Source organism: Streptomyces sp. NPDC088707 (genome assembly GCF_044752725.1).
In the GTDB taxonomy this organism is placed as follows: Bacteria; Actinomycetota; Actinomycetes; order Streptomycetales; family Streptomycetaceae; genus Streptomyces.
The window spans coordinates 413,567-438,128 of the sequence record NZ_JBIVLV010000002.1; the positions used below are offsets into that span (position 1 = coordinate 413,567).

Annotated in this window: 21 protein-coding genes and 1 tRNA gene; 11 read left to right on the plus strand and 11 right to left on the minus strand. The window is 72.3% G+C overall.

Translation table 11 applies throughout. From position 1 onward, the window contains the following. Positions 1-40: 40 nt before the first annotated feature. Both ACIP84_RS09230 and ACIP84_RS09235 read right to left on the minus strand, forming a co-directional pair. On the minus strand, positions 41-958 hold the full coding sequence (locus tag ACIP84_RS09230) for a S1 family peptidase (protein WP_355959054.1): 918 nt from the start codon (positions 956-958) through the stop codon (positions 41-43). A 636-nt stretch (positions 959-1,594) separates the two neighbouring features. After that, positions 1,595-2,767 carry a serine hydrolase domain-containing protein gene (locus tag ACIP84_RS09235; RefSeq protein WP_401796459.1) on the minus strand — a complete coding sequence of 391 codons (1,173 nt, stop codon included), beginning with the start codon at positions 2,765-2,767 and terminating at the stop codon, positions 1,595-1,597. 318 nt (positions 2,768-3,085) lie between these two features. Between ACIP84_RS09235 and ACIP84_RS09240 the strand changes: the two genes are divergently transcribed. From ACIP84_RS09240 to ACIP84_RS09255, 4 genes are all read left to right on the plus strand, one after another. Beyond that, positions 3,086-4,912 (plus strand): glycoside hydrolase family 15 protein, encoded by a 1,827-nt coding sequence (locus ACIP84_RS09240; protein ID WP_401796462.1) that lies wholly within the window; start codon positions 3,086-3,088, stop codon positions 4,910-4,912. Positions 4,913-5,103: 191 nt separating this feature from the next. Then, positions 5,104-5,673 (plus strand): PadR family transcriptional regulator, encoded by a 570-nt coding sequence (locus tag ACIP84_RS09245; protein WP_355959050.1) that lies wholly within the window; start codon positions 5,104-5,106, stop codon positions 5,671-5,673. 101 nt (positions 5,674-5,774) lie between these two features. Continuing rightward, complete coding sequence (locus ACIP84_RS09250) at positions 5,775-7,529, plus strand: acyl-CoA dehydrogenase family protein (protein ID WP_401796466.1); 1,755 nt, start codon at positions 5,775-5,777, stop codon at positions 7,527-7,529. Positions 7,530-7,842: 313 nt separating this feature from the next. Next, positions 7,843-9,318 (plus strand): SulP family inorganic anion transporter, encoded by a 1,476-nt coding sequence (locus tag ACIP84_RS09255; protein WP_401796469.1) that lies wholly within the window; start codon positions 7,843-7,845, stop codon positions 9,316-9,318. 28 nt (positions 9,319-9,346) lie between these two features. Here ACIP84_RS09255 and ACIP84_RS09260 read toward each other — a convergent pair whose 3' ends face one another. Further along, entirely contained in the window at positions 9,347-10,018 is a 672-nt protein-coding gene (locus ACIP84_RS09260; protein WP_401796472.1) for a DUF2278 family protein, read from the minus strand. Between the two features lie 156 nt (positions 10,019-10,174). On the opposite strand from ACIP84_RS09260, the gene ACIP84_RS09265 reads away from it, so the two are divergent. Next, positions 10,175-10,259: transfer RNA gene (locus ACIP84_RS09265), tRNA-Leu, on the plus strand. A gap of 124 nt (positions 10,260-10,383) precedes the next feature. On the opposite strand, the gene ACIP84_RS09270 is transcribed toward ACIP84_RS09265, so the two are convergent. Continuing rightward, positions 10,384-11,154 (minus strand): TioE family transcriptional regulator, encoded by a 771-nt coding sequence (locus ACIP84_RS09270; RefSeq protein WP_401796475.1) that lies wholly within the window; start codon positions 11,152-11,154, stop codon positions 10,384-10,386. A 58-nt stretch (positions 11,155-11,212) separates the two neighbouring features. Between ACIP84_RS09270 and ACIP84_RS09275 the strand changes: the two genes are divergently transcribed. Then, on the plus strand, positions 11,213-12,460 hold the full coding sequence (locus tag ACIP84_RS09275) for an erythromycin esterase family protein (RefSeq protein WP_401796478.1): 1,248 nt from the start codon (positions 11,213-11,215) through the stop codon (positions 12,458-12,460). Positions 12,461-12,715: 255 nt separating this feature from the next. After that, on the plus strand, positions 12,716-14,380 hold the full coding sequence (locus tag ACIP84_RS09280; RefSeq protein WP_401796481.1) for a TROVE domain-containing protein: 1,665 nt from the start codon (positions 12,716-12,718) through the stop codon (positions 14,378-14,380). A 9-nt stretch (positions 14,381-14,389) separates the two neighbouring features. Here ACIP84_RS09280 and ACIP84_RS09285 read toward each other — a convergent pair whose 3' ends face one another. Continuing rightward, positions 14,390-15,307: a DUF6891 domain-containing protein gene (locus ACIP84_RS09285; protein ID WP_401796484.1), complete on the minus strand. Its 918-nt coding sequence runs from the start codon at positions 15,305-15,307 to the stop codon at positions 14,390-14,392. Positions 15,308-15,385: 78 nt separating this feature from the next. Between ACIP84_RS09285 and ACIP84_RS09290 the strand changes: the two genes are divergently transcribed. Next, positions 15,386-16,174, plus strand: coding sequence for an alpha/beta fold hydrolase (locus ACIP84_RS09290; RefSeq protein WP_401796487.1), 789 nt, complete (start codon positions 15,386-15,388; stop codon positions 16,172-16,174). Positions 16,175-16,203: 29 nt separating this feature from the next. On the opposite strand, the gene ACIP84_RS09295 is transcribed toward ACIP84_RS09290, so the two are convergent. From ACIP84_RS09295 to rox, 4 genes are all read right to left on the minus strand, one after another. After that, positions 16,204-17,310 (minus strand): MerR family transcriptional regulator, encoded by a 1,107-nt coding sequence (locus ACIP84_RS09295; RefSeq protein WP_401796490.1) that lies wholly within the window; start codon positions 17,308-17,310, stop codon positions 16,204-16,206. Positions 17,311-17,354: 44 nt separating this feature from the next. Then, the gene (locus tag ACIP84_RS09300) at positions 17,355-18,026 is read right to left on the minus strand and encodes a HEAT repeat domain-containing protein (RefSeq protein WP_401796493.1); all 672 of its coding nucleotides are present in this window, start codon (positions 18,024-18,026) and stop codon (positions 17,355-17,357) included. Positions 18,027-18,115: 89 nt separating this feature from the next. Then, positions 18,116-18,814: a 4'-phosphopantetheinyl transferase family protein gene (locus ACIP84_RS09305; protein WP_401796496.1), complete on the minus strand. Its 699-nt coding sequence runs from the start codon at positions 18,812-18,814 to the stop codon at positions 18,116-18,118. Positions 18,815-18,922: 108 nt separating this feature from the next. Further along, positions 18,923-20,383, minus strand: coding sequence for a rifampin monooxygenase (gene rox, locus ACIP84_RS09310; protein ID WP_401797101.1), 1,461 nt, complete (start codon positions 20,381-20,383; stop codon positions 18,923-18,925). 424 nt (positions 20,384-20,807) lie between these two features. Between rox and ACIP84_RS09315 the strand changes: the two genes are divergently transcribed. Next, on the plus strand, positions 20,808-22,226 hold the full coding sequence (locus ACIP84_RS09315; protein ID WP_401796499.1) for an amidase: 1,419 nt from the start codon (positions 20,808-20,810) through the stop codon (positions 22,224-22,226). Positions 22,227-22,287: 61 nt separating this feature from the next. On the opposite strand, the gene ACIP84_RS09320 is transcribed toward ACIP84_RS09315, so the two are convergent. Both ACIP84_RS09320 and ACIP84_RS09325 read right to left on the minus strand, forming a co-directional pair. Beyond that, on the minus strand, positions 22,288-22,617 hold the full coding sequence (locus tag ACIP84_RS09320) for a plasmid stabilization protein (RefSeq protein WP_355964492.1): 330 nt from the start codon (positions 22,615-22,617) through the stop codon (positions 22,288-22,290). A gap of 61 nt (positions 22,618-22,678) precedes the next feature. Beyond that, positions 22,679-23,194: a DUF6328 family protein gene (locus ACIP84_RS09325; RefSeq protein WP_355964491.1), complete on the minus strand. Its 516-nt coding sequence runs from the start codon at positions 23,192-23,194 to the stop codon at positions 22,679-22,681. Between the two features lie 253 nt (positions 23,195-23,447). On the opposite strand from ACIP84_RS09325, the gene ACIP84_RS09330 reads away from it, so the two are divergent. Both ACIP84_RS09330 and ACIP84_RS09335 read left to right on the plus strand, forming a co-directional pair. Then, complete coding sequence (locus ACIP84_RS09330) at positions 23,448-23,840, plus strand: STAS domain-containing protein (protein WP_401796503.1); 393 nt, start codon at positions 23,448-23,450, stop codon at positions 23,838-23,840. A gap of 34 nt (positions 23,841-23,874) precedes the next feature. After that, positions 23,875-24,546, plus strand: coding sequence for an ATP-binding protein (locus ACIP84_RS09335; protein ID WP_401796506.1), 672 nt, complete (start codon positions 23,875-23,877; stop codon positions 24,544-24,546). Positions 24,547-24,562: the final 16 nt, after the last annotated feature.

Here is a 24,562-nt window from a genome sequence, read left to right on the forward strand (position 1 = left end):
TGTGCGCGGGCAGCGAGCTCAGATGACGCTCACGGTGCTGCTAGAAGACGCTGACGCCGTACGCGCTCAGCGCCTCCGTCACCGGCTGGAAGAACGTCGTCCCGCCGCTGGAGCAGTTGCCGCTGCCGCCGGAGGTGAGGCCGAGCGCCGTCGTGCCGGAGAAGAGCGCGCCGCCGCTGTCGCCGGGCTCGGCGCACACGTTGGTCTGGATCAGGCCGTAGACGACGTCGCCGCCGCCGTAGTTGACGGTCGCGTTGAGACCGGTGACCGTTCCGCCGTGCAGACCGGTGGTGCTGCCGCTGCGCTGCACCGACTGGCCGACGGAGGCGTTGCCCGCACCGGTGATGTCGCGGTATGTGCCGTTGTAGAGGTAGACGCGGCCGTCCGCCGCCGAGGCGTTGGAGTGCCGGATGATGCCGTAGTCGTTGGTCGGGAAGCTGGTGCCGGCCCGGGTGCCGAGCACCGTGGTGCTGGACGAGTTGGTGTACCAGGTGCTGCCGATGTTGGTGCAGTGACCGGCGGTCAGGGCGTAGTAGGTGGAGCCGCTGCGGACGTTGAAGCCGAGCGAGCAGCGCCCGCCGCCCGCGTAGATGGCCTGGCCGCCGGCGATGAGCTTGTTGAACGTGCCGGGCGTGCGCTTGATCTCCAGGCTGGCGGCACGGTCGCCCGCCGCCTTCTTGATCTTGGCGATCTCGGCGGCGGAGACGGTGGAGTCGGCGGTGAGGACGATCTTCCCGGTCGCCTGGTCGGTGTACCACGCGGTGCCGGGGACATCGGCTCCGCGCACGGCCTGGTCGGCCACGGCGAGCTGGGCGGCGGTGGCCCGGCCTTCCACGGCCGTGGCGGCGGACGAGGCGGGGACGGCAAGCGCTGAGGCGGCGAGCAGGGCGGAGGCCACGGCGATCAGCCGGGCACCCTTGGCCGCGCCGCCGAGGGGGGACAGACGCTTGAGGTTCACTGGATCCTCCGGTGGGGGGAGTGGGGGGAATCGCTGGGGTGGGCGATCCCGTCGGCGCCGAGCGGGCGGGTCCCCGGCGAGGGAGTCTGGCTCGCCATGGACCTGTCAATCTCGACAGGGGAATCCTCGAATCCGCGCGGCCTGGCGGCAAGGATGCCTTTCGGCCTATCTACGCGCGTTCCTGTGATGCGAGCGGCGGGAGGTGTCCATCGGGCCGGGGGGAGCCTCCTGGCGAGCGGGCGCGGTCGAGGGTGTGCAAGTGCTTACGGAAACTTGCTGATGCGCGTTCATCGCCCCTCGTGTGGGCGTGAGTCGCCTGCGATCCGATCGGTGCTGAAAGCGGAAGGATTGATGCCGATTCCCCAGTTCAACCCCTGCGGCATCTCCCGGTCCGTCGCCTGCCGGACCGTCCGCGCCATGGCCCGGTGGGCGAGGTGCCGATGCCCACCCGAGGGGTAGCAGCCGCACAGATCCGGCCGTGCTCGCGGTCGGGTGACGGGGGTCCGGGCCGGCCCTTCGGTGGCGGTGAAGAAAGGCGCCCGCGCGCGCGTGGTCCCGCCGTGGGCGCCCCTCAATGCCGGAATCGTGCCCTCCGTCCGGGCCGACCGAATGGCCGGTTCCCGTCGTGGCGCGTCGTCAGAGCGCCGAGTACACCGCCTCGACCAGGGCCGTCTTCCGGGGGTCGTCGGCGATGCGCGGGCCCATGCGGTTCATCACGTAACCCAGCGAGACCCCCGCCTCCGGGTCCGCGAGGCCGCAGGACCCGCCGAAGCCGTCATGGCCGAACGCGCGCGGATTCGGGCCGTACGAGCCGTTGGGGCCGCTCAGCCAGAGGCCCAGGGCGCACTCGGTGTCGTGGGCGAACCCCGCGCCCAGGACCAGGTCCCGGCAGGCCCCCTGGCCTTCACGGGCCCTCTCTGCCGCGGCCATCGAGAGGATCCCGTGCTCACCGGCCCCGTCCGCTTCGCCGCACCCGGCGAGGAAGCCGTACAGCCGCGCGACCGCGCGCGCCGTCCCGTGGCCGTTGGCCGCGGGCAGTTCGGCGGCGCGCCACTCGGGGCTGTTGGCCTCGGTGACGCCGACGAGCGGGTTGGCCAGGGCGGCCAGCGCCGCGGGCGCCAACTGGGCGAAGACCGCCGCCTGTTCGCTCGCGGACGAGGTGCGGGGGTGGACGAGCTCGGCGGCCCGGCCCGCATCCTTCTCCGGCAGGCCGATCGTGAAGTCGATCCCGAGGGGCCCCGTGATCTCCTCGTGGAGGAAGGCCCCGGGCAGCAGTCCCGTGATGCGCCGGATCACCTCGCCGACCAGGAAGCCGTACGTCATGGCGTGGTAGCCGGACCGGGTGCCCGGCTCCCACCAGGGCTCCGTCGCCGCGAGCCGGGCCGTCGTCACCTCCCAGTCGTAGAACTCGGCGAGCGTGAGCGGCTCGCGCAGGCCGGACAGTCCGGCGCGGTGCGAGAGGAGATGGCGGACGGGAAGCTTCTCCTTGCCGGCGGCGGCGAACTCCGGCCAGTAGGCGGCGACGGGCGCGTCCAGGTCGAGCAGCCCCCGGTCCGCGAGCAGATGGGCGCAGAGCGCCGTCACGCCCTTGGTCGTGGACCAGACATTGACCACGGTGTCGCGTTCCCACGGGCGGGTGCGGGCGGCGTCCGCCCAGCCCGCCCACAGGTCGACCACGGTCTCCCCGTGGACCTGGACCGTCACGGCGGCCCCGAGCTCCTCCCTCGTACGGAAGTTGTCCTCGAAGGCCTCCCGTACGGCGGCGAAGCGGGGGTCGCAGTGCCCCTCGGTCGACGGTGTCTCCTGCATGGCGTCCTCCACGGGAACTCGGCAGTCGCGCGCGACATCCCCGGCAACATACCGACCGGTCGGACCGTGGGGAAGGGTGTGCAGGCGGAGGCGTCCGGAGAGGCGGCGGGGTTCGCCCGGTCGGTCCCTCCGCGTTGCCCGGACGCCCGGCTACCGGTTGCGTGGACCCGAGGGGTGGCACCGAGCACTGGCGCCGAGGTGCCACCAGCGGAGTGGCGCCGGGCACTGGCGCCGACGTGCCACCGGCGGAGTGGCGCCGGGCAGTGGCGCCGAGGTGGCGCCGAAGGCCCGGAGCCGCGGGAGAAATCGAGGTCGCGCGTGCCCGAGTACCCCCCGATCGCCGACCACGGTCTGATCGGCGACCTGCAGAGCGCCGCGCTGATCTCCGCCGACGGCGCCGTCGACTGGTTCTGCGCGCCCCGATTCGACTCGCCGAGCATCTTCGCCTCGCTGCTCGACCAGGAGCGCGGCGGCCACTTCACCATCGCCCCGGTGCACGACGAGGTCACCGTCCGCCAGCTCTACCTGCCCGACACGGCCGTCCTGATCACCCGGTTCCTCACCCCGGACGGGGTGGGCGAGGTCGTCGACTTCATGCCGGTGAGCGACCGGCCGGACGTGCCCACCGACCGGCACCGCCTCGTGCGCGCCCTGCGGGTCGTGCGCGGCACCCTCACCTTCGACGTCGCGTGCCGGCCGCGCTTCGACTACGGGCGCGCCCCGCACACCCTCGCGCTCGACGGCGCCGCCGCCACCTTCCACGGGCCCGACCTCGACGTCCACCTGCGGAGCAGCGTCCCCCTGGAGGCCGAAGGGCAGGACGTGCGCGCCACCGTCAGCCTCCGGCACGGCCAGACCGCCGGAATCGTCCTGGAGACCTCGGCACCGGGAGCCGGCGTCCCCGAGCCGGTCACCGAGGAGGCCGTGCAGGCGGCGCTGGAGCAGACCCGCGTCTTCTGGCACGGATGGATGCGCCGGTGCCGCTACCGGGGCCGCTGGCAGAGCATGGTCAACCGCTCGGCCATCACGCTCAAGCTGCTCATCTACGCCCCGTCCGGCGCCCCGATCGCGGCCCCCACCATGGGGCTGCCCGAGCAGATCGGCGGCGAGCGGAACTGGGACTACCGCTACACCTGGATCCGCGACGCGTCGTTCTCGGTGCGGGTCCTGCTCGACCTCGGATACATCGAGGAGGCCGACGCCTTCCGCCGGTGGCTCGGCGGCCGCGGCCGCGCGGCCCGGCCGCCGGGCGGGGAGCCGATGCAGATCATGTACCGGGTCGACGGCGACCCCCGGCTGTCCGAGGAGATCCTGCCGCACCTGTCCGGCTACCGCGACTCCGCTCCCGTACGGGCCGGGAACGGCGCCGCCGACCAGCTCCAGCTCGACATCTACGGAGAGTTCGCCTACGCGATGACCCACTCGCCGGACCTGGCCGAACTCGCCGGCTACGAGGGGTGGAAGGGGTTCTCGGCGCTCCTCGACTGGCTCTGCGACCACTGGGACCGCCCCGACGAGGGCATCTGGGAGACGCGCGGCGGACGCAAGGACTTCACGTACAGCCGGATGATGTGCTGGGTGGCCCTGGACCGCGGCATCCGTCTCGCCCATGAGTACGCCCGCCCCGCCGACCTCACGCGCTGGACCGCGCAGCGCGACGCGATCCTGGTCCAGGTCATGGAGCGCGGCTGGAATCCGGAGCGCAAGGCCTTCGTCCAGCACTACGGCAGCGAGGTGCTCGACGCGTCCCTGCTGCTCATGCCGCTCGTCGGCTTCATCTCGCCGAGGGCCCCGTCGTGGCTGTCCACGCTCGACGCCATGGACCGCGAACTCGTCACCGACAGCCTCGTCTACCGCTACAACCCCGAGGCGTCGCCCGACGGACTGCGCGGCTCCGAGGGCACCTTCTCGCTCTGCAGCTTCCTCTACGTGGAGGCCCTCGCCCGGGCCGGCCGCCTGGAACAGGCCCGCTTCGCGATGGACAAGATGCTCACGTACGCCAACCACGTCGGCCTCTTCGCGGAGGAGATCGGCCGCACCGGCGAACAACTGGGCAACTTCCCCCAGGCGTTCACCCATCTCGCCCTCATCACCGCGGCGATGGCCCTCGACGAGGAACTCGACCGGGCCGCCGACCGGAGGTGAGTCCGACGGCGGCGCGTCCGGGCCCGCTGCCCGCCCGACCTGGACCGTACGGCGAGCCGCCCGGCGAGGCTCCGCCGGGCGGACCTCGCGCGGTGGGCCGCGCGCGTCTCTCCGCGCCGCCTGGGTGAGCCGCGTCTCACCCGGGCGGTCCCGCTTGCCTATGCAACGAGTTGCATAGAAGGATTCCGGGTGTGGCGATCGAACACGCGATTCTCGTGTCCCTCCTGGAGAAGCCCGGATCCGGCTACGAGCTGGCCCGGCGCTTCGAGCGGTCCATCGGGTACTTCTGGACCGCCAGCCATCAGCAGATCTACCGCGTGCTCAAGCGGATGGAGAGCGACGGGTGGGTCGACGTCCGTGACGTGCCGCAGCAGGGCCGCCCGGACAAGAAGGAGTACACCGTCGCGGACCTCGGGCAGGCCGTGCTGTCCAGCTGGATCCACGAACCCATCGAGCCCGAGAGCATCCGGCACGACCTCGCCGTGAAGATCCGTGGCGCGGCCTTCGACGACCCGGCCGCGCTGATCCAGGAGGTCGAGCGGCACCGGCGCGCGCACACCGAACGCCTCGCCCACTACCTCGCCGGCGAGGAACGCGACTTCCCGCACCCGGAGGAGAACCCGGCCGCCGCCGGTCCGCCCGACGCCGGCCGGGAGCTCCAGCACGTCGTCCTGCGCGGCGGCATCGCGTACGAACGGATGACGCTGGCCTGGCTCGACGACGTCCTCGCCACCCTCCACCGGCTCGCCGCCGCGCGCTGAGACGCGCCCCGAAGCGCCACGACCGCCACGACCACGGCGTCCGCCGCCTCCACCGCACTCCACGCCACCCCACCCGCCCACCGGACCGAAAGACGGAGCCCATGGCCGACTCGCTGCTGTTCAACCCGCACACCTACGACCCGGCGCACTTCGACCCCGAGACCCGGCGGCTGCTCCGCGCCACCGTCGACTGGTTCGAGGCGCGCGGCAAGCGCCGGATCATCGAGGACTACCGCACGCGGGCCTGGCTGGGCGACTTCCTCGCCTTCTCCGCCAAGGAGGGCCTGTTCGAGACCTTCCTGACGCCGTCCGCCGAGGCAGGGGCCGGGGCCGCGTCCGGGGCCGACGCCTCCGAGGGCGCGCGGGACAAGCGCTGGGACACCGCCCGTATCGCCGCCCTCAACGAGATCCTCGGCTTCTACGGACTCGACTACTGGTACGCCTGGCAGGTCACCATCCTCGGCCTCGGCCCGGTCTGGCAGAGCGACAACGCCGCCGCCCGCGCCCGCGCCGCCGAACTCCTCGCCCAGGGCGAGGTGTTCGCCTTCGGTCTCTCCGAGAAGACCCACGGCGCCGACATCTACTCCACCGACATGCTCCTGGCGCCCGAGGCCGACGGAGGCTTCCGCGCCACCGGCTCCAAGTACTACATCGGCAACGGCAACGCCGCCGGACTCGTCTCCGTCTTCGGCCGCCGCACCGACGTCGAGGGCCCCGACGGCTACGTCTTCTTCGCCGCCGACAGCCGCCACCCGGCGTACCACCTCGTCAAGAACGTCGTCGACTCGTCGAAGTTCGTCAGCGAGTTCCGCCTGGAGGACTACCCGGTCGCGGCCGAGGACGTCCTGCACACCGGCCGCGCCGCCTTCGACGCCGCCCTCAACACCGTGAACGTCGGCAAGTTCAACCTGTGCACCGCCTCGATCGGCATCTGCGAGCACGCGATGTACGAGGCCGTCACCCACGCCCAGAACCGCATCCTCTACGGTCGCCCCGTCACCGCCTTCCCGCACGTGCGGCGCGAGCTCGCCGACGCGTACGTCCGCCTCGTCGGCATGAAGCTGTTCAGCGACCGTGCCGTCGACTACTTCCGCTCCGCCGGTCCCGACGACCGCCGCTACCTCCTCTTCAACCCGATGACGAAGATGAAGGTGACCACGGAGGGCGAGAAGGTCATCGACCTGATGTGGGACGTGATCGCCGCCAAGGGCTTCGAGAAGGACAACTACTTCGCCCAGGCGGCCGTCGAGATCCGCGGCCTGCCGAAGCTGGAGGGCACGGTCCACGTCAACCTGGCGCTGATCCTGAAGTTCATGCGCAACCACCTCCTCGCGCCGGCCGACTACGAGCCCGTACCGACCCGGCTGGACGCGGCCGACGACACCTTCCTGTTCCGGCAGGGACCGGCCCGCGGCCTGGGCTCCGTCCGCTTCCACGACTGGCGCCCGGCCTACGACGCGTACGCCGGCGTGCCGAACGTCGCCCGTCTCCGCGAGCAGGCCGACGCCCTCTGCGAGTTCGTCCGCACCGCCGCGCCCGACGAGGAGCAGAGCCGCGACCTCGACCTCCTCCTCGCCGTCGGCCAGCTCTTCGCGCTCGTCGTGCACGGCCAGCTGGTCCTGGAGCAGGCCCGCCTGACGGACCTCGACGAGGACGTCCTCGACGAGCTGTTCGCCGTGCTCGTACGGGACTTCTCCGCCCACGCGATCGAGCTGCACGGCAAGGACTCCGCCACCGAGCAGCAGCAGGCGTGGGCCCTGGCCGCCGTGCGGCGCCCGGTCGTCGACGAGGCACGCTCGGGCCGGGTCTGGCAGCGCGTCGAGGCGCTGTCCGGCACGTACGAGATGGCACCGTAGGGCCCCGTCGAAAGGGGCCGGGGCGGGCACCTTAAGGCCCCGTCGAAAGGGGCCGGGGCCGGCCGCCTTAGGGCCCCGTCGAAGAGGGCCGGGGCGGGCTCGCCCCGGCCCGGCGTCCCCTGTGAGCGGGCCGGCCCCGGTCCGGCCCCGGTAGAATCGCCGATCGGCGAGGGCGGCAGGATGCGCCCCCGCCGTCGTCATGCCGGGGCCGACGGCGCCCCCGGCGCAGATCCGCACATGCCCCGGCCCCGTCCGCCGCGGGGGTGCGCACGTGTGACAGGTCCCCCCTCTGTTGTTCTCTTCGCCCGCCCGAGTGTCCGTCGCACGACTGCGTCCCGACTGGCTCACCGATCCCCAGGTCTGGCGCACCGAGGTGCTGGCCGGTCTGGTCGTGGCCCTCGCGCTGATCCCCGAGGCGATCTCCTTCTCGATCATCGCCGGGGTCGACCCCGCGATCGGCCTGTTCGCGTCCTTCACCATGGCCGTGACCATCGCGATCGTCGGCGGACGCCGGGCGATGATCTCCGCCGCGACCGGTGCCGTCGCGCTCGTCATCGCACCGCTCAACCGTGAGCACGGACTCGGACACCTGATCGCCGCAGTCATCCTGGCCGGGGTCATCCAGGTGATCATGGGGGCCCTCGGAGTGGCGAAGCTGATGCGGTTCATCCCGCGCTCGGTGATGGTCGGGTTCGTGAACGCGCTGGCCGTCCTCATCTTCATGACCCAGGTGTCCGAGCTGCGGAACGTCCCCTGGGCCGTCTACCCGCTCCTGGCGGCGGGCCTGCTTCTCATGGTGGTCCCTCCTAAGGTCACCACGGTCATCCCCGCGCCCCTGGTGTCCATCGTGGCCCTCACCGCTGTGACCGTGGCCGCCGGAATCGCCGTACCCACCGTCGGAGACAAGGGGGAGCTGCCGTCCTCGCTGCCGACGCCCGGCCTGCCCGACGTGCCGTTCACCCCGGACACGCTGATGACGATCGCGCCGTACGCCTTCGCCATGGCGCTCGTCGGCCTGATGGAGTCCCTGATGACCGCCAGGCTGGTCGACGACATCACCGACACCCGTTCCGACAAGACCCGCGAGTCCATCGGCCAGGGCATCGCCAACATCGTCACCGGCTTCTTCGGCGGTATGGGCGGCTGCGCCATGATCGGCCAGACGATGATCAATGTGAAGGTGTCAGGCGCCAGGACCCGGCTGTCCACCTTCCTCGCGGGAGCCTTCCTGATGGTGCTCTGCATCGTGTTCGGGCCGGTGGTCTCCGACATCCCGATGGCCGCCCTGGTGGCCGTCATGGTCATGGTGTGCTTCGCGACCTTCGACTGGCACTCGATCGCCCCTGCGACCCTCCGGCGCATGCCCGTCGGGGAGATCGCCGTGATGGTGATCACCGTCGTGTGTGTGGTCGCCACCCACAACCTGGCCGTGGGTGTGGTCGTCGGCTCGGTCACCGCCATGGTGATCTTCGCCAGGCGGGTGGCCCAGCACGCCGACGTGACCGCCGTGACGGATCCCGACGGCACGACCGTGGTCTACCGGGTGACGGGAGCGCTGTTCTTCGCCTCGGCCAACGAACTCACGGGCCGGTTCGCGTACGCCACGGACCCCGACCGGGTCGTCATCGACCTCTCGGCCGCCCACGTCTGGGACGCCTCGTCCGTCGCGGTTCTCGACGTGATCGAGACGAAGTACGCGCAGCGCGGCAAGACCGTGGAGATCTCCGGCCTGAACGACCCGAGCGCGGCGCTGCACGGCAGGCTCAGCGGGGAACTCGCGGGCAGCTGAGGGGCCGGGGGCGGCGTCCGGCCCCCTGTCAGGCGACGGGGTGCCCCGCGCCGTCCGTCCGCGCCGCCTGGCTGGAGAACTTGTTCAGGAAGACGTCGTACCGGCCGTCCGGGCGCCGGGTGAGCGTCGCGCCGTCCTGCCAGACGCCGTTCTCCGGCCACCACTGGGAGCCGACGGGGTCCCCCTGGTTCTGGTGGATGTTGTGCATGCCGAGGCGTCCCTCGTCGTCGTCGGTGAACGGTTCGCCGAAGACGAGCGTGCGCCGCCCCGGCACGAGCATCGGCTCCAGCGCGTCGGCGGCGTCCTCGTTGGAGCCGGCCTGCCACGGTCGCGAGCCCAGCAGGTCGAGGAGCTCCTGGAGCCAGGACGGGGGACGGCGCTCGAAGAGGCCCCCGGTGTGGTCCACCAGCTCCGGATGGCGCAGGTAGTCCATGGCGCCGGAGTCGGGGGTGGGCGCGAGGTCGAGGTAGCCGGGGGAGAGGGCCGCTGCGGGGCCGACGAGGGAGGCCTTCAGGGTGAAGGTCTTCCACTGCACGCCCACGTTGGACTTGTGGCTGTCGACGTCGATGGCGCAGTGGTACTGCCCGGCGGGCGCGTCCACCTTCAGATTGACGTGGAACCAGCGCCCCTGGTCGTCCGCGTCGTCCCGGAAGTGGTCGTTGAGAGTACCCGCGAGCACGCCGTAGTTCTGGAATGGCATGGCGGCAGCGAATCACCGCGGATCACGCTCCGTAAAGAGCCTATTGCGGTACGTGTGGTGGAGGATTGCGGGAAATGAAGGTGAAGCGCAGGTCAGAGCCCTGATATATTCATCTTGTCGCCGCGAGTGATCATCACTCACCGCGACGCACACCTGGTCCGGGTGGCGGAATGGCAGACGCGCTAGCTTGAGGTGCTAGTGCCCTTTATCGGGCGTGGGGGTTCAAGTCCCCCCTCGGACACGACGAATCGTCGTACGAAGTGGTGGTCGGGAGCGAACCCGACCACCACTTCGCCGTTTCCGTCAAGGGGGCCGGTGCGTGCGTGGGTCGATGGCCCCTGACGCGGGTGCCCGCGGTCGGGGTCTCAGTCGCGCTCTCGCTCGCACAGGTACGCCTCAAGCGCGGCGGCCCCGGCCAGCAGGGAGCGCCCCCGCGTCGACAGGCGGTCGCGCCAGTCGCCGAGTGCGGCCTCGAGTGGCGCGAGACCACCGGCCGCCCGCACCTGGGTGATCAGCGGCGCGATCTGCTCCAACAGGTAGCCGCCGCGCCTGAGTTGGTGGACGAGGCGGACGTCCCGTACGTCGGCCTCGTCGTAGACGCGGTATCCGGTGAGCGGATCGCGGCGCGGGCGCACCAGCCCGGCTCGCTCCCAGGAGCGCAGCGTCGCGGGCCGGATGCCGAGCTCCTCCGCGAGGGGCCCGATGAACACGGCGCCCGGCACGAGAAGCGTTCCGCCGGGTGCGGCGAGCGGGCCACCGGGCCCGGTCGCGGTCGTCGCGGTGGCGGGTTCCAGGTCGCGGAGGGCGTTCTCCACGGCCCGCAGGGTCCGGCGGTCGTCGAGGAGCAGGGCATGGCTCTCGTCGACCAGGCGGAACGCCTCCTCGACCGCGCCCTCGTTCACCGCGCGCATGATCGCCGTCGCCGTCCGGTGCCCGTGGCCGGGCAGCAGCGCGAGGAAGGCGCGGAGCGCGGCCACGTGCAGGGGGGTGTAGCTGCGGTATCCGGAGGGCGTGCGGTCGGCGGCCGGAAGGGCGCCGGCCTCCTCGTAGTTCCGGATGGCTTGCGTGGACAGACCGTGCTCGCGCGCCAGGTCGACGGGCCGAAGTCGCGGGGTGGTTTGAAGGTTACGTCCCATGAGCCCGCCGATCTCGCGCAGAAGTCTCAACCGAGTGTTCAACGATACCGTTGAAGGCATGGCTACCGACATCAAGGACGTCACCCATGCCGTCGAGGCGGCCGCTGTCATGGACCTGCTCCAGAACAGGCCGAGGCTGCTGGCCCTGGGCGAACCCACGCACGGCGAGGACGCGCTGCTCGACGTACGCAACGCACTGTTCCGGCAGCTGGTCGAGCAGGAGGGCTACCGGACGATCACGATCGAGAGCGACTGCATACGGGGCCTGCTCGTGGACGCCTACGTCACCACGGGCGCCGGCACCCTCGACGAGGTCATGGAGCGCGGATTCAGCCACGGTTGGGGCGCGTCGGCCGCCAACCGCGAGCTCGTCCGCTGGATGCGCGCCTTCAACGACGGCCGCCCGGCGGCCGACCGGGTGCGCTTCGCGGGCTTCGACGGCCCGCTGGAGATCACCGGCGCCGAGAGCCCCCGGGAGGCCCTCACCGCACTCCACGGCTACCTGTCCAGCCGGGTGGACGGGGACCTCCTCGACGCCACCTGCGCCATGGAGACGCTCGACCGCCTGCTCGGCCCCGACGACCGGTGGACGAATCCCGCCGCCATGAGGGACCCGTCCCGATCCGTCGGGCAGTCGGCCGATGCCACGGAGCTGCGCCTGCTCGCCGACGACCTGGTGGCGCTCCTCGACGCGCAGGGGCCACCTCTGATCGCGACGAGCTCGCGGGACGACTGGGACCGGGCGCGCCTGTACGGCCGCACCGCCACCGGCCTGCTCCGCTACCACTACTGGATGGCCGACACCTCGCCGAACCGCATGACGCGGCTGGTGAGCCTGCGGGACCGGATGATGGCCGCCAACCTCCTCGCTGTCGCGGGTGTCGCCGACGCCGCTGCCGGGGCCGTCGGCCCGACAGCCCCCGTCGACCGGGCCCCGGTCCTGGTCCATGCCCACAACGGCCATCTCCAGCGGAGCAGGAGCACGATGCGGATGGGCGGCCTGCAGGTCGAGTGGTGGAGCGCGGGCGCGATCGTGAGCGCCCAACTGGGCTCGGAGTACGCCTTCCTGGCGACGGCGCTGGGCACGATCCGGCACCAGGGGGTGGACGAACCGCCGCGGGACACCGTCGAAGGACTCCTGTACGCGGGACCGGAGGAGTGCTCGGTCGTCGACGCCCGCGGTCTGGCCGCCGGCCTCGGCGACTCCGTGCCCGCTCGGCGCGTGTCCCCCTGGTTCGGCTACGCGCCGCTCGACCCGGCGCACCTGGCCGATATCGAGGGTGTCGTGTTCGTGAAGGACGTCTGAGCGGCCCGAGGCGATAAAGAGGTGGTGCGCAGCGGATCGACTCGCCTACGTTGGTCCCGCGACCGCGCCTCCGATGCGCTCGGCTGCGGCTACTTCTTCCGAAAACCAAGTGACGCCGCCGCCACCTCTGATCTCGGTGGGCGCGGCCGCCCCGGCCCCGGTGGACCGTTCCCGGGGCCGACCGTTCCTTTCCTCTGGATCCGGGGGGATTCACTGCCTCGCTACACCCGACGCGTCTCGAAGGTCTGGTCCGAGATGCTCGTGGCCCCGCACGTCTCGGCGGCCGCCCGCGCGATGCCTCAGCAGCCGCCGGTCCACCACCCGCCCACCCCGCAGCCGTTCCACACCTACGAGGGCGGACCGGCCTTCGTCCGGGAGCCCCGTGACGAGCTCTTCCTGCTGGCCGTCGGCAACTTCGTCGCACAGCGGACCTTCTACGAGAGCGGCACGGAGCGCGACGAACGGTACGTCCGGCTCGTCCGCCGACTCGCCGTCGAGGACCCCGCATGGACGGCCGGTCTGCTGCGCTGGCTACGCGGCGAGGGCAACATGCGCACGGCGTCCCTGGTGGGCGCCGCCGCGTACGTACGGGCCCGGCTCGAAGCGCGGGCCTCCGACGGCCCGTCCAACCGCTCCGTGATCGACTCGGTGCTCCAACGGGCCGACGAGCCAGGGGAGTTGCTGGCCCACTGGACCTCGGTGTACGGGCGGAACGTGCCGCAACCCGTGAAGCGGGGCGTCGCCGACGCCGTACGCAGGCTGTACTCGTCGCGGTCCCTGCTGAAGTACGACACCCCGTCCCACGGGTTCCGCTTCGGTGACGTGCTCAACCTGGTGCACGCTTCCCCCGACCCGGAGAAGCCGTGGCAGGGCGCGCTCTTCCGGTACGCCCTCGACCGCCGGCACCACCCGGAGGCGGCGGTTCCGCCGGCGTCCGACACCGTGCTGACGGCGCACCGGGCCCTCATGGACGTGCCCGTGGAGGCGCGGCGGGCCGTGGTGACAGGGCCGGACGGCAGTGAGCGGCTGGCCGCCGCCGGCATGACATGGGAGGCCCTGGCGGGCTGGCTCCACGGGCCGTTGGACGCCGCGGTGTGGGAGGCCGTGATCCCCGCGATGGGCCCGATGGCACTGCTGCGGAACCTGCGGAACTTCGACGCCGCGAAGATCTCGGCCGAGGCCGCGCGCCGGGTCGCGGCCAGGATCTCGGACGCCGAAGAGGTCGCCAGGTCACGGCAGTTCCCCATGCGCTACCTGTCCGCGCGCACCCACGCGCCGAAGCGGCGCTGGGCGGCCGCGCTGGAAGAGGCCCTCGGCCACTCCCTGGCCAACGTGCCGGCACTGCCCGGCCGGACGCTGATCCTGGTCGACAGGTCGGACTCCATGTTCTGGGACACGGTCTCGGAACGCTCCACACTCACCCGGGCGGCAGCGGCGGCCGTCTTCGGCTGCGCGCTGGCCCTGCGGGCCGAACAGGCGGACCTGGTGGAGTTCGGCTGGTCCACCAAGGAGGTCCCGTTCACACCGGGCGAACCGGTGCTCGACGTGCGGAGACGCTTCCACCGCCTGGGCGGCACCCACACCACGAAGGCCCTGCGGGACCGCTACCGGGGCCACGACCGGGTGGTGATCGTCACCGACGAACAGGCCGCCCCGCACCACCCCGGAGGACCACCCGAACCGGTCCCGGCGGAGATCCCGGTCTACACCTGGAACCTCGCGGGCTACCACCCCGCCCACGCCCCCACCGGCCCCCACCGCCACACCTTCGGCGGCCTGACGGACGAGGCCTTCCGCATGATCCCGCTCATCGAATCCGGCCTCCGGGCGAGGTGGCCCTGGACGACACACGACGAGACGGGAGCAGCTGCCGGCGCTGAGAGGCTCTCTTCTGGCGTCGCGGGGCAGACGGGAGTCTGACGACAGGGCCTAGCCGACCAGCCGGCGGCGCCAGTCCAGAGGGGTGAGGGCGATGGCTCGGTCCGGAGTCCCGTCCCACTCGGTGGGGAGGCCGGTCGCCTCCAGGGCGGCCACCACCTCGTGGCCGATGGCCGTCGTCGTCTCGGGCGAGCCGTCGAAGCCGCCGTACAGGAGCATCAGTCCGTGGCCCGCCGCGGCGGAGTCCGTGCACTGCGTGTGGAAGTAGACGAAGCCGCGGGCGTCGGGCTCGCCCTCGGCGCCGATCTCCGACTCGCCGCAGGTACGGCAGCAGGTGAAGTTCTCGCGAGCCGTGATCCCGGACTCCCGCAGGGTCTCGAACGCACGGCTGAGGCGCTCGGGGTCCGTCTCGCCCCGCCAGCCCGACTGCTCCTGCACCCGCTCCAGCCACATCCGGTCGACCAGTGCCTCGGCCTGCTCGCGTGAGACGGGACGGCGGTCCTCGGTGACCAGGTACTCCTCCGCGATCTCGGTCAGTTCGGCACGGGAGGCGTAGCCGCCGGTCAGCACCTCCCGCACGCGCTTCTCCAACTCCTCGCCCTCGCGCCCTTCGAGGTCGAGCGGCGGCACCTTGCGGGCCGGGCCCATGTCCAACAGCGACCAGTCGAGGCCCGCGTCCCAGCCGGCGTCCCGGCGCGCCCAGCCGGCCAGCGCCGCGATCACGGCCTCGGGTCCGTCGGCCGTCACCTGGAAGTGGCGGGTGGCAGTGCCGTCCCGGTGCTCCAGGGTGTAGTCGCCGCCCTTCTTGTGCCAGACCTGGGCGAAGACGTCGGGCAGGTCCGGAATCCGCTGGACCACCAGGAACCGGTCCCCTTCGTCGCCGATGCGCCGGACCAGCCCGGCCAGCTCCTCGGCGGTCACACGGATGTGCCGCTCCCAGTTCTCCGTCTTCACCACGATCTCGAGCATGAGCAGACTCTGGCACACGCGTCTGACAGACGTTCCCGGCCCCGGGCGCCCCCACGCCCCACCCCCTAGCCTGGAGTCATGGCAGTGGTGCGGGTCGGTGGCGTCGACGTGGCCTATACGCGCAAGGGGCGCGGGCCCGTCGTGGTGCTCGCCCACGGGGCCGGGAGCGACGGGCGGATGTGGCAGCCGCAGGTCGAAGCGCTCGCGGACGAGTTCACGGTGGTGGCCTGGGACGAACCGGGGGCCGGGCGCTCCGGTGCGCTGCCGGCGGGGTTCGGGCTGGAGGACTTCGCGCGCGCCCTCGCCGCCGTCATCGAGGACGTGGGGCTCGGGCCCGCGCACGTCGCGGGGTTGTCCTGGGGCGGGACGGTGGTCCTGGAGCTGTACCGGTGGCGGCCGGACCTGGTGCGCTCGCTGCTGATGGTGGACACGTACGCGGGCTGGAAGGGCTCGCTGCCGCCGGAGGAGGTCGCGGCGCGGGTCGAAGGGGCCCGGCGGATGTTCGCGGCACCTCCGGAGGAGTTCGACGCGACGCTGCCGGGGCTCTTCGCCACCGGCCCGCCGGACCGCTTCACGGCGATGCTGGACGCCATGAACCGGGAGGTCCGGCCGGAATCCATGGCCATACAGCTGTCCCTGATGGCCGAGGCGGACGAGACGGACCTGCTGCCCCGTATCACGGTGCCGACCCTGCTGCTGTGGGGCGAGGAGGACGCCCGCTCACCCCTGGACGTCGCCTACGCCTTCCAGGACGCCATCCCCCATGCCGAGCTCGTGGTGATCCCCGCCGTGGGCCACATGAGCAACCTGGAGGCGCCGGAGGCCTTCACCGCAGCGGTGCGCGCCTTCTGCCGCGCGCACGCCTAGGAATCGTCCTGTCGCGCCACCGCGGTGCTTCAAGAACCTGCGGGTCCTGACGGTCCTGCCGTTCCTGACGGTTCCGCCGGTCCTGACGTTCCCGCCGCTCCTGACGGCCCTGACGGTTCCGCCGGTCCCCGGCGCGACTCCCGCAGCGTCAGGACGTACGTCGCCGTCAGGGCCACCCCGCGGTCCTCGTCGTGCGACAGCGCCTCCAGCGCCCGTGACGCCTTGGTCCCCGGGATGTCCGCCAGCGCCTGCGCCAGCCGACGGCGCGCCGCCGCGTCGACGGTGTCGTGCGCCAGGCGGGCGACCAGGCCGGTGGCGATCCGGTCCGCCCACTCGGGGCGAGCCGCCAGGGCGCTCAGCACGTCCGCCGCGTCCACGTCGTTCGTCTCCTCCACGACCGTGTCGAGGAGCGTCGGGATCGCCTCGGCCGCTCCGCGCGCCCCCAGCGCGAGCGCCGCGTGCCTGCGGACCGCGGTGTCGGTGTCCGCGAGCGCCGTGCGCAGGAGCGCCGTCGCCTGGTCGCCCGTGATCTCGGCGACGGCCCGCACGGCGCGCTCCCGTACCTCGGCCGCCGGTGAGCGCAGGCCCTCCTCCAGGAGGGCGATCGAGCCGTCGTCGCCCGACCGGGTCACAGCCCACCGCAGGGCCCCGGCGACGATCGGGTCCGTCTCGCCCAACGCCGCCTCGACCAGGGCCTCCACCGGTACGGTGACCTCCTCGACCGAGGAGAGCGCCGCGCGCTGCCGCCTGCCCGCGCTCTCCGACCCCAGCGCGTGCAGGAGCGCCACGATCTGCAGGACCTCCTCCCAGCCCGCGGGTTCCGCTGCGCCGATCCGCCGGAGCCGTGTGAGCAGCGCCGTCTCGGTCGCGATGCGTTCCCGTGTCCCGCGGATGAGGTCCTCGACGAGCTCGGTCGGCGCGAAGCCGGGATCGTCCAGCGCGCTCGCCACTTCACGCAGCGAAAGCCCCAGGGACCTCAGGCTCTCGATGTGGAAGATCCGCCGGATGTCCTCGCCGGAGTACTCCCGGTAGCCGGACCCGGTACGGCCCGTCGGCCGCACCAGGCCCAGCGACTCGTAGTGCCGGAGCATGCGGGCGCTGACCCCGGACCGCCGCGCCACCTCGCCGATCAGCATGCGCCGACCCCGGACCGCCGTGGCACCTCACCGATCACCATGCCTCACTCCCCCTCCTCGCTGGTCGTTCCGAGGACGGCGACACGCTTCGCCTCCTCGATCGAGAACTCGAATCCGGCATCCGGGTCGTTCAGGAGCCGTTCCGTGGCGATCGCGTGCCGGCGCGCGGCGGGGGCGCCCCGCGTCCTCGCGGCACCGAGCGTCGGCAGGATCACCTCGCCGAGGGCGATCAGCGCCCGGCTGAGGCTCAACCGGGTCTCCCGTCCGCCACGCCCGAGTTGCGTCCCCAGCGCCTCCGCGAGCGCGGCCCGCTCCTCCTCGGGGACCAGGACGACCGCCGCCCGCCACGCACTCCGCGCCACTTCGTCGTCGGCGTCGGACAGCAGCTCCCGCGTGATCGACGGCCACGCCCGCCGGTCGCCGATCTTGGACAGTGTGTGCAACGCCTGACTCCGTGCCTGCGCCCGTTCCGAGCGGACCTCGGCGAGAAGCCCCGGGAGCGTGCGGGACGGCGCGTGCCGGGTCAGCGCCCAGGTGAGCATCTCGCGCACGGAGAAGTCGGGCTCGATCCCGCACCGCTCGACGAGCTTGTCGACGAACCGCGGGTCCGGGGCCGTACCGGCCGCCAGCGCCGCCCGCAGCCGCACCGACGAGCTGCCGTCCTCCAGGCCCTGGAGAGCGCGCGTCGTGTCCTTGTCGTGGGTCGCCATGGTCATCGGGGCCACCTCCTTGCCCGGCAGTCAAGACCTTGTCACCGTGTCAAGGTCAAGCCCGACGCCACGCCGGTGGTGGGGACGAGGCCGCCCTACCGCCGCGGCGCCACCGCCACCGCCGCCGCATACGACGGCGCGACCCGTACATCGGCCAGCGACCAGCCCGCCACGGCGGCCGGCTCGGCGCCCATGCCCACGTACGTACGGTCGAGGCCCCCGGCCAGCCCTTCCCCCGTGCCCTTGAGGTACGCCTCCTTGCGCGCCCAGCACTGCGCGAACGCGGCCGGCCGAGCCTCCGCCGGCAGCCGCGCGAACTCCTCCCGCTCCCGCGGGTGCAGGCTGTCCGCCACGAGGGCCGACACCTCGGCCTCCGGGTGCGCCTCGACGTCCACGCCCACGGGCGTCGCGGCGATTCCGACCAGCGCCAGGTCCCCGCTGTGGGAGAGCGAGAAGTGGAACCCGGCGTCCCGCACCGCCGGCCGGCCGTGCGGGCCTCCGCAGACCGGGCAGTCCTCCCGGACGAACTCGACCTCGTCCGCCCGTATCCCCAGGTAGTGCCCGAGGAGACGCCGAAGCCCGCCGTGCGCGGCGAGGTACCGCGCCCGGTGATCCGCCCGGATCAGGGCCTTCCACCGACGGAGTTCCTCGGCGTCCAGGAGGGCGGGCGCACCGGGGTCCTCCGCCATGGGCAGCAGCCAGAGCGCCACCGTTCCGTCGGCGGCGGGCAGCACGGCCGACTCCGGCGTCTCGCCGGCGCGCAACACCCGTACGGGGGTGATCTCCACGGTCATGCCACCATTCTGCACCGGCGTGCACGTGCGGGAGTTCGGACGCCCGGCGCGGCCGGGGGGCCGCGCCGGGCACCGCATCGCTCCCGCGTCACGGGCTCCCGTGCGGGATCAGCCCGTGGCCGCGCCGAACCACCTCGGCAGGTGTGCGAGCAGGTCCTGCTGGTCCTCGCCGGTCCAGGCCACGTGGCCGTCCGGTCGCAACAGGACGGCGGGCACGTCCAGTTCCTCGCTGACCTCGACGACATGGTCGACCCGGTCCGCCCAACCCTCGACCGAGAGCCGGCCGGTCTGGTCGAGGAGCAGTCCGCGGCCCTCGTGCATCCGCTGGTAGAGACGGCCCTGCTTCAGCTCCAGGTCACGCATCCGCCTGCCCAGCAGGTCGTCCCCCTCGCCGAGGTCGTAGCGCACCGAGATCGCCGTGATCTTCTCGATCAGGTACCGGTTGACGTCGTCGAACTCCACGAGTTCCGCGAGCAGTCGGCGGACCGCCTGCGCGCCCGGCTCGGTCGACATCAGCTGGATCTGCGCGCGGGTGTTGTCCAGGACGTCCGTGGCCACCGGGTGCCGCTCGGCGTGGTAGCTGTCGAGAAGGCCCTCGGGCGCCCAGCCGGCGACCGCGGCGGCCAGCTTCCAGCCCAGGTTGAACGCGTCCTGGATACCGAGGTTGAGCCCCTGGCCGCCGGTCGGCGGGTGGATGTGCGCCGCGTCGCCCGCGAGGAACACCCGGTCGACCCGGTACTGCTCGGCCTGCCGGGTCGCGTCGCCGAAGCGGGACAGCCAACGCGGCGAGTGCGCGCCGAAGTCCGTCCCGGCGATCGCGCGCAGCTGCTGCTTGAACTCGTCGAGGGTCGGCGCGGTCGAACGGTCCTCGGCCACCCCCTCGGCGGGCACGACGACCCGGAACACCCCGTCCCCCAGGGGCATGGCTCCGAACCGCAGTTGGGTCTTGCGGACCTCGGTCATCACCGCCGTCAGCTCCTCCTGCGCGACGGTCAGCTCCATCTCGCCCAGCAGCGTCTCCACCCGGGAGGGCTCGCCGGGGAACGCGACGCCGAGCAGCTTGCGCACGGCGCTGCGGCCGCCGTCGCAGCCGACGACGTACCGCGCGCGGAGCTCCTCGCCGTCGGCCAGCTCGACGGTCACGCCGTCCTCGTCCTGGCTCAGACCGACCACTTCGCAGCCGCGGCGGATCTCGGTGCCGGTCTCGGTCGCGTGCTGGGTCAGCAGCCGCTCGGTGACCTGCTGCGGAATGGCGAGGACGTACGAGTGGGCCGTGTCCAGCCGCTCGGGCCACGCCTTGGCGAGCCCCGCGAAGAAGCCGCCGGCCGTGATCTGCTGCCCGACGTCGAGGAACCGTTCAAGGAGACCGCGCTGGGCCATCACCTCGATGCTGCGCACGTGCAGACCCTGGGCACGCGACTGCCGGGTCGGCTCCGCCTCCTTGTCCAGCACGAGCACGTGGACGCCGTGCAGCCGCAGCTCGCCGGCCAGCATCAAGCCGGTCGGACCGCTGCCCACAACGATCACGTCAAACATGAGAACCGCCCCGTTTCGATTGGTTGCGTCCAGCCGGCCGCCGGTCGTGGGATCCCTGTGCCCCACGAGCGCGACGATCCTGCGAAGAAGTCGATTTCCGCAGGTCACCGGCTACGGCTGGAGATTCTGCACCACGAAGGGGGCCTTGCCGCAAGGCCCCCTGTGCGCTATACATTGAGAGTGGCGAGGAGACGATTAAGCTCCTTGCCCTTCTCTTTGCCCCCCTTCCCCTCTCCGTCGGTCGGACGGCGGCCGTGGAGCGGCGCTCGGCCGCGATCGCCGCACGGACGTCCTCGCCGATGCGTCTGCTCACCTCGAACGGGGAGCGGCCGACGGGGCCCCCGATCGGCTCCGAATCGCCCGACCGGTCGGCTGTCCGGCCCGACCACTCGCGTGTTACTGGTTGGTAGGGCATGCTGGCGGCCAACCATCCACACGGCCGGGGGCTGAGGTAGCGGTGACGACTTTCGAGGAACAGGCGGCGGTGCACGCCTTCCGGGACGACGCACTGGGCGAGCACGACGCCGTCGGGCTCGCCGCGGCGCTCCGGCGGGGCGAGGTCGGCGCCGCAGAGGTCGCACGGGACGCGGCCGCGCGCGTACGGGACGTCGAGGACCGGCTCCACGCCGTCCAGGCCCACATCGACGGCCCCTCGTACGCCACCGGGCCGGGCCACGGCGCCTTCGCCGGAGTGCCGACCTTCGTCAAGGACAACACCGACTACCTCGGCCTGCCCACCGGTCACGGCAGCGCGGCCTTCACCCCGCGCGTCGCCCGGCGCCACGCGCCCTTCGCCCGCCAGCTCCTGAGCAGCGGCGTCACGGTCCTCGGCAAGACCCGGCTGCCCGAGTTCGGATTCAGCCCCAGCACGGAGTACGAGGCCGCCGACCCGGTCCGCAACCCGTGGAACACCGGTTACTCGGCGGGCGGTTCGTCGGGCGGCAGTGCGGCGCTCGTCGCCGCCGGGGCGGTGCCGATCGCCCACGCCAACGACGGCGGCGGATCGATCCGGATACCCGCCGCCTGCTGCGGGCTCGTCGGTCTCAAGCCGACCCGCGGCCGGGTCGTGACGAACGCGCAGAGCCGCCAACTGCGCCTGGACATCGTCTCCGACGGCATCGTGAGCCGTTCCGTACGGGACACCGCCGCGTTCCTCGCCGCCGCCGAGACCCACTGGCGCAACCCGAAGCTGCCGCCCCTCGGTCTGGTCGAGGGACCCTCCGAACGGCGCCTGCGTATCGGCTTCCTGGTCGACTCACCGAACGGCGTGCACGCCGACACGGCGACCCGGGCCGCCGTCATGGACACCGTCGCGAGGCTCGAACGGCTCGGCCACACCGTGGAACCGGTCGAGCTGTACCTCGACCCCCGCTTCACCGACGACTTCCTCACGTACTGGGGCATGCTGTCGTTCCTCCTCGGCGTCACCGGCCGGACCCTCGGTCCGGACTTCGACCGGCACCGGATGGACGGCCTCAGCCGGGGACTGCGGGAGGAGTACCTGAAGAGCTGGCGGCGCACTCCGGGCGTGCTGCGGAGACTGAAGCGCACCAGGGAGGCGTACGCGGCCGCGTTCCGCGGACTCGACCTGGTCCTCACTCCCGTGCTCGCGCACACCACGCCGAGGATCGGTCACCTCAACCCGACCGTGCCGTACGCGACACTGGTCGAGCGGATCCTCGCCTACGTCGCCTTCACCCCGGTCAACAACGTCGTCGGGACACCGTCGATCTCGGTTCCCGCCGCCACCGCGACGGAGGACGGACTGCCCGTCGGCGTCATGTTCTCGGGCCGCCCCGGCAGCGAGCGGACGCTGCTCGACGTGGCCTACACCCTGGAGGCGGACCGCCCGTTCCGGCGCATCCAGGACGCCTGACGGGCGGTGGCCCGGGGGAGGCCGTGGCGCGCAGGACGCCGGCGGCCGGGAGGACGTCCGATCAGCCGTCGCCTCCGAGCGCGCGCTGCAACTGCGCCTTGTTCATCTTCGAACGGCCGTCGATGTTCCGGCGCTTGGCCTCTTCGTAGAGCTGGTCGTACGTGCGCCCCTGGGCGCCGCTGTGGGAGCGCCGGCCGCCGCGCTCACCGGACGACATGTCCTCCAGGGACAGCCGGCTCGACGTCTTGGACTCGCCGTGCCGCGCCCGCTCCTTGTTCACGGTGCGGGCGGCGATCTCCTCGGCGCGCTTCTCGCTCACGCCGCGCTGCTCCGCGCTCTCCTTGATGTGCTCGTACTGCCGCTCCCGCTTCGGGCTGGATCCGCGAGGCATGGGGTGCTCCTCTCCTCGTGCGTTGAGGGGTTCTCCGCTCTGCTACCCGCAGTCCCTCCCCTCACCCCCGCCTCTTCGCGGTGTACCGGCTGCGGGCCCACAGCGGCAGGACGAACCAGCACAGCAGGTACCAGGCCAGCACTCCGGCCACGAGCCACGGAACGATCGCGTTGTCGGTGGCCACGCGGAGGATGAGGATCAGCGCGCTCGTGAGCGTGGCGAGCAGGAGGAGGATCCCGATGAAGGTCAGCCGGGACGCCCACGCGACGGTCTCGGGTTTGATCCGCCGGCCCGCCACGATGCGGTGGAAGGAGACCGGGCCGATCAGCGCGCCGGTCGCGAGCGAGCCCAGGACCACCGTCAGGATGTAGATGCCCTTGTCGGCCGAGCCGAGGCTCTCGTACCGGGGAGTGAAGACGACCGTCAGGAGGAAGCCGAGGAGGATCTGGACGCCGGTCTGGACCACCCTGATCTCCTGCATGAGGTCCTGCCACTGCCGGTCGGCGCGCTCTTCCGGGGTCTCGTCGCGCCCACGTCCGGCACCCGCGTCTCCCTGTCCGGTCTCGTGGTCAGTCATCCGTCCCACCTTCCGGTTCGAGGGGCCCGCGCGGGGCGGAGGCCGTACGCCGCGTCTTCCCTGCCCGCCGCCGTCGCAGCCGTTCCGCCGCGGCTTTTCGTCGCATCGCACGAGTACTCGTTCGAGAGTGGGGCAGGCGTACCGGAGTGAGTGATCCACGCGGCCGGACGACGTCCGCTCGCCCTGCCGGGAACGCCCGGCGTATCGTCGGCGTCAGCTCGGAATTCTGTGCCGACGGGAACCGGAGTGCCGGATGCCAAGGGATGCGAGAGGGTCGGGTGACGCCGGGCTCGTCGGCCCCCGACTGACGGCCGCGGTCCGGTGGAGCGGCGCCACGGCCGTCGTCACGGTGGCGGGAGAGCTCGACCGGGACACCCAGGAGCCGCTGCACACGGCGCTGACGGAGGCCCTGGACCGGCGTCCCGAACGGATCGTCGTGGACTGCGGACGACTGACGTTCTGCGACTCGACCGGACTCAATCTGCTGCTGACCATGAGGCTGGACGCGCTGGAGGCAGGCAGCCGGCTGGAGCTGGCCGCGCTGCGTCCGCCCGTCGACCGGGTCTTCGACGTCACCGGCGTCGTGGCGGTCTTCACGGTGTACGACGAGCTGCCCGCCGAACTGGCCGAGAGGGAGCACCCGTGAGCACAGCGCGACACCGGGCACGGTGGAGGCAGGCATGAGCGAACCCGTCCGGTCCAGGGGCCAGATCAGGCGGCTCGTCCTGCGGAGCGGCGAGTCGGTGGTCGCACGCTGCCGCGACTTCTGCCGGATCGCACTCACCGACTGGGACTGGCCCGGACGGCCGAAGGACACCGGGCTCACCGAGGAGGAGCGGGCCCTCGCGATCGAGGACGTGCTCCTGGTCGTGTCGGAAGCCGTCACCAACGCCTGTCTGCACGCGGGCGGCCCCACGGAGCTGGTCATCCGGCTCGCTCCCGCCGATCCGGCGGGCGCCGGCGCAGGGAGCGGCGGACCGCCCCGTACGGTCTCCGCCACGGCCGGGGACCTGCGGATCGAGGTGAGCGATCCGAGCAGCCGGATCCCGGAGTTCCGGCCACGGGGCGCACCCGGGCAACCCGGGGGCAACGGTCTGCGAGTGATCGACCGGCTCACGCGCGCGTGGGGAGCCGTTCCCGGGGAGACGGGCAAGTCCTTCTGGATGGAGGTGGCGACCCCGGTCCCGGCGAACGGACCGCCGGTCGCACCGCAGTCACCGCCGCCTCCCGCGGCGCCGCAGGCACCTGTCCCGGACGCACCGCGGGCGGCGTCGGGCCGGGGCGGTCCGACCTCGCCGGTGCCGGGGGATCCGTCCGGCGGCGGCGGGGCGGCCCCGGGCGGCGGCCCGTGATGTGCCATCGCCGTGC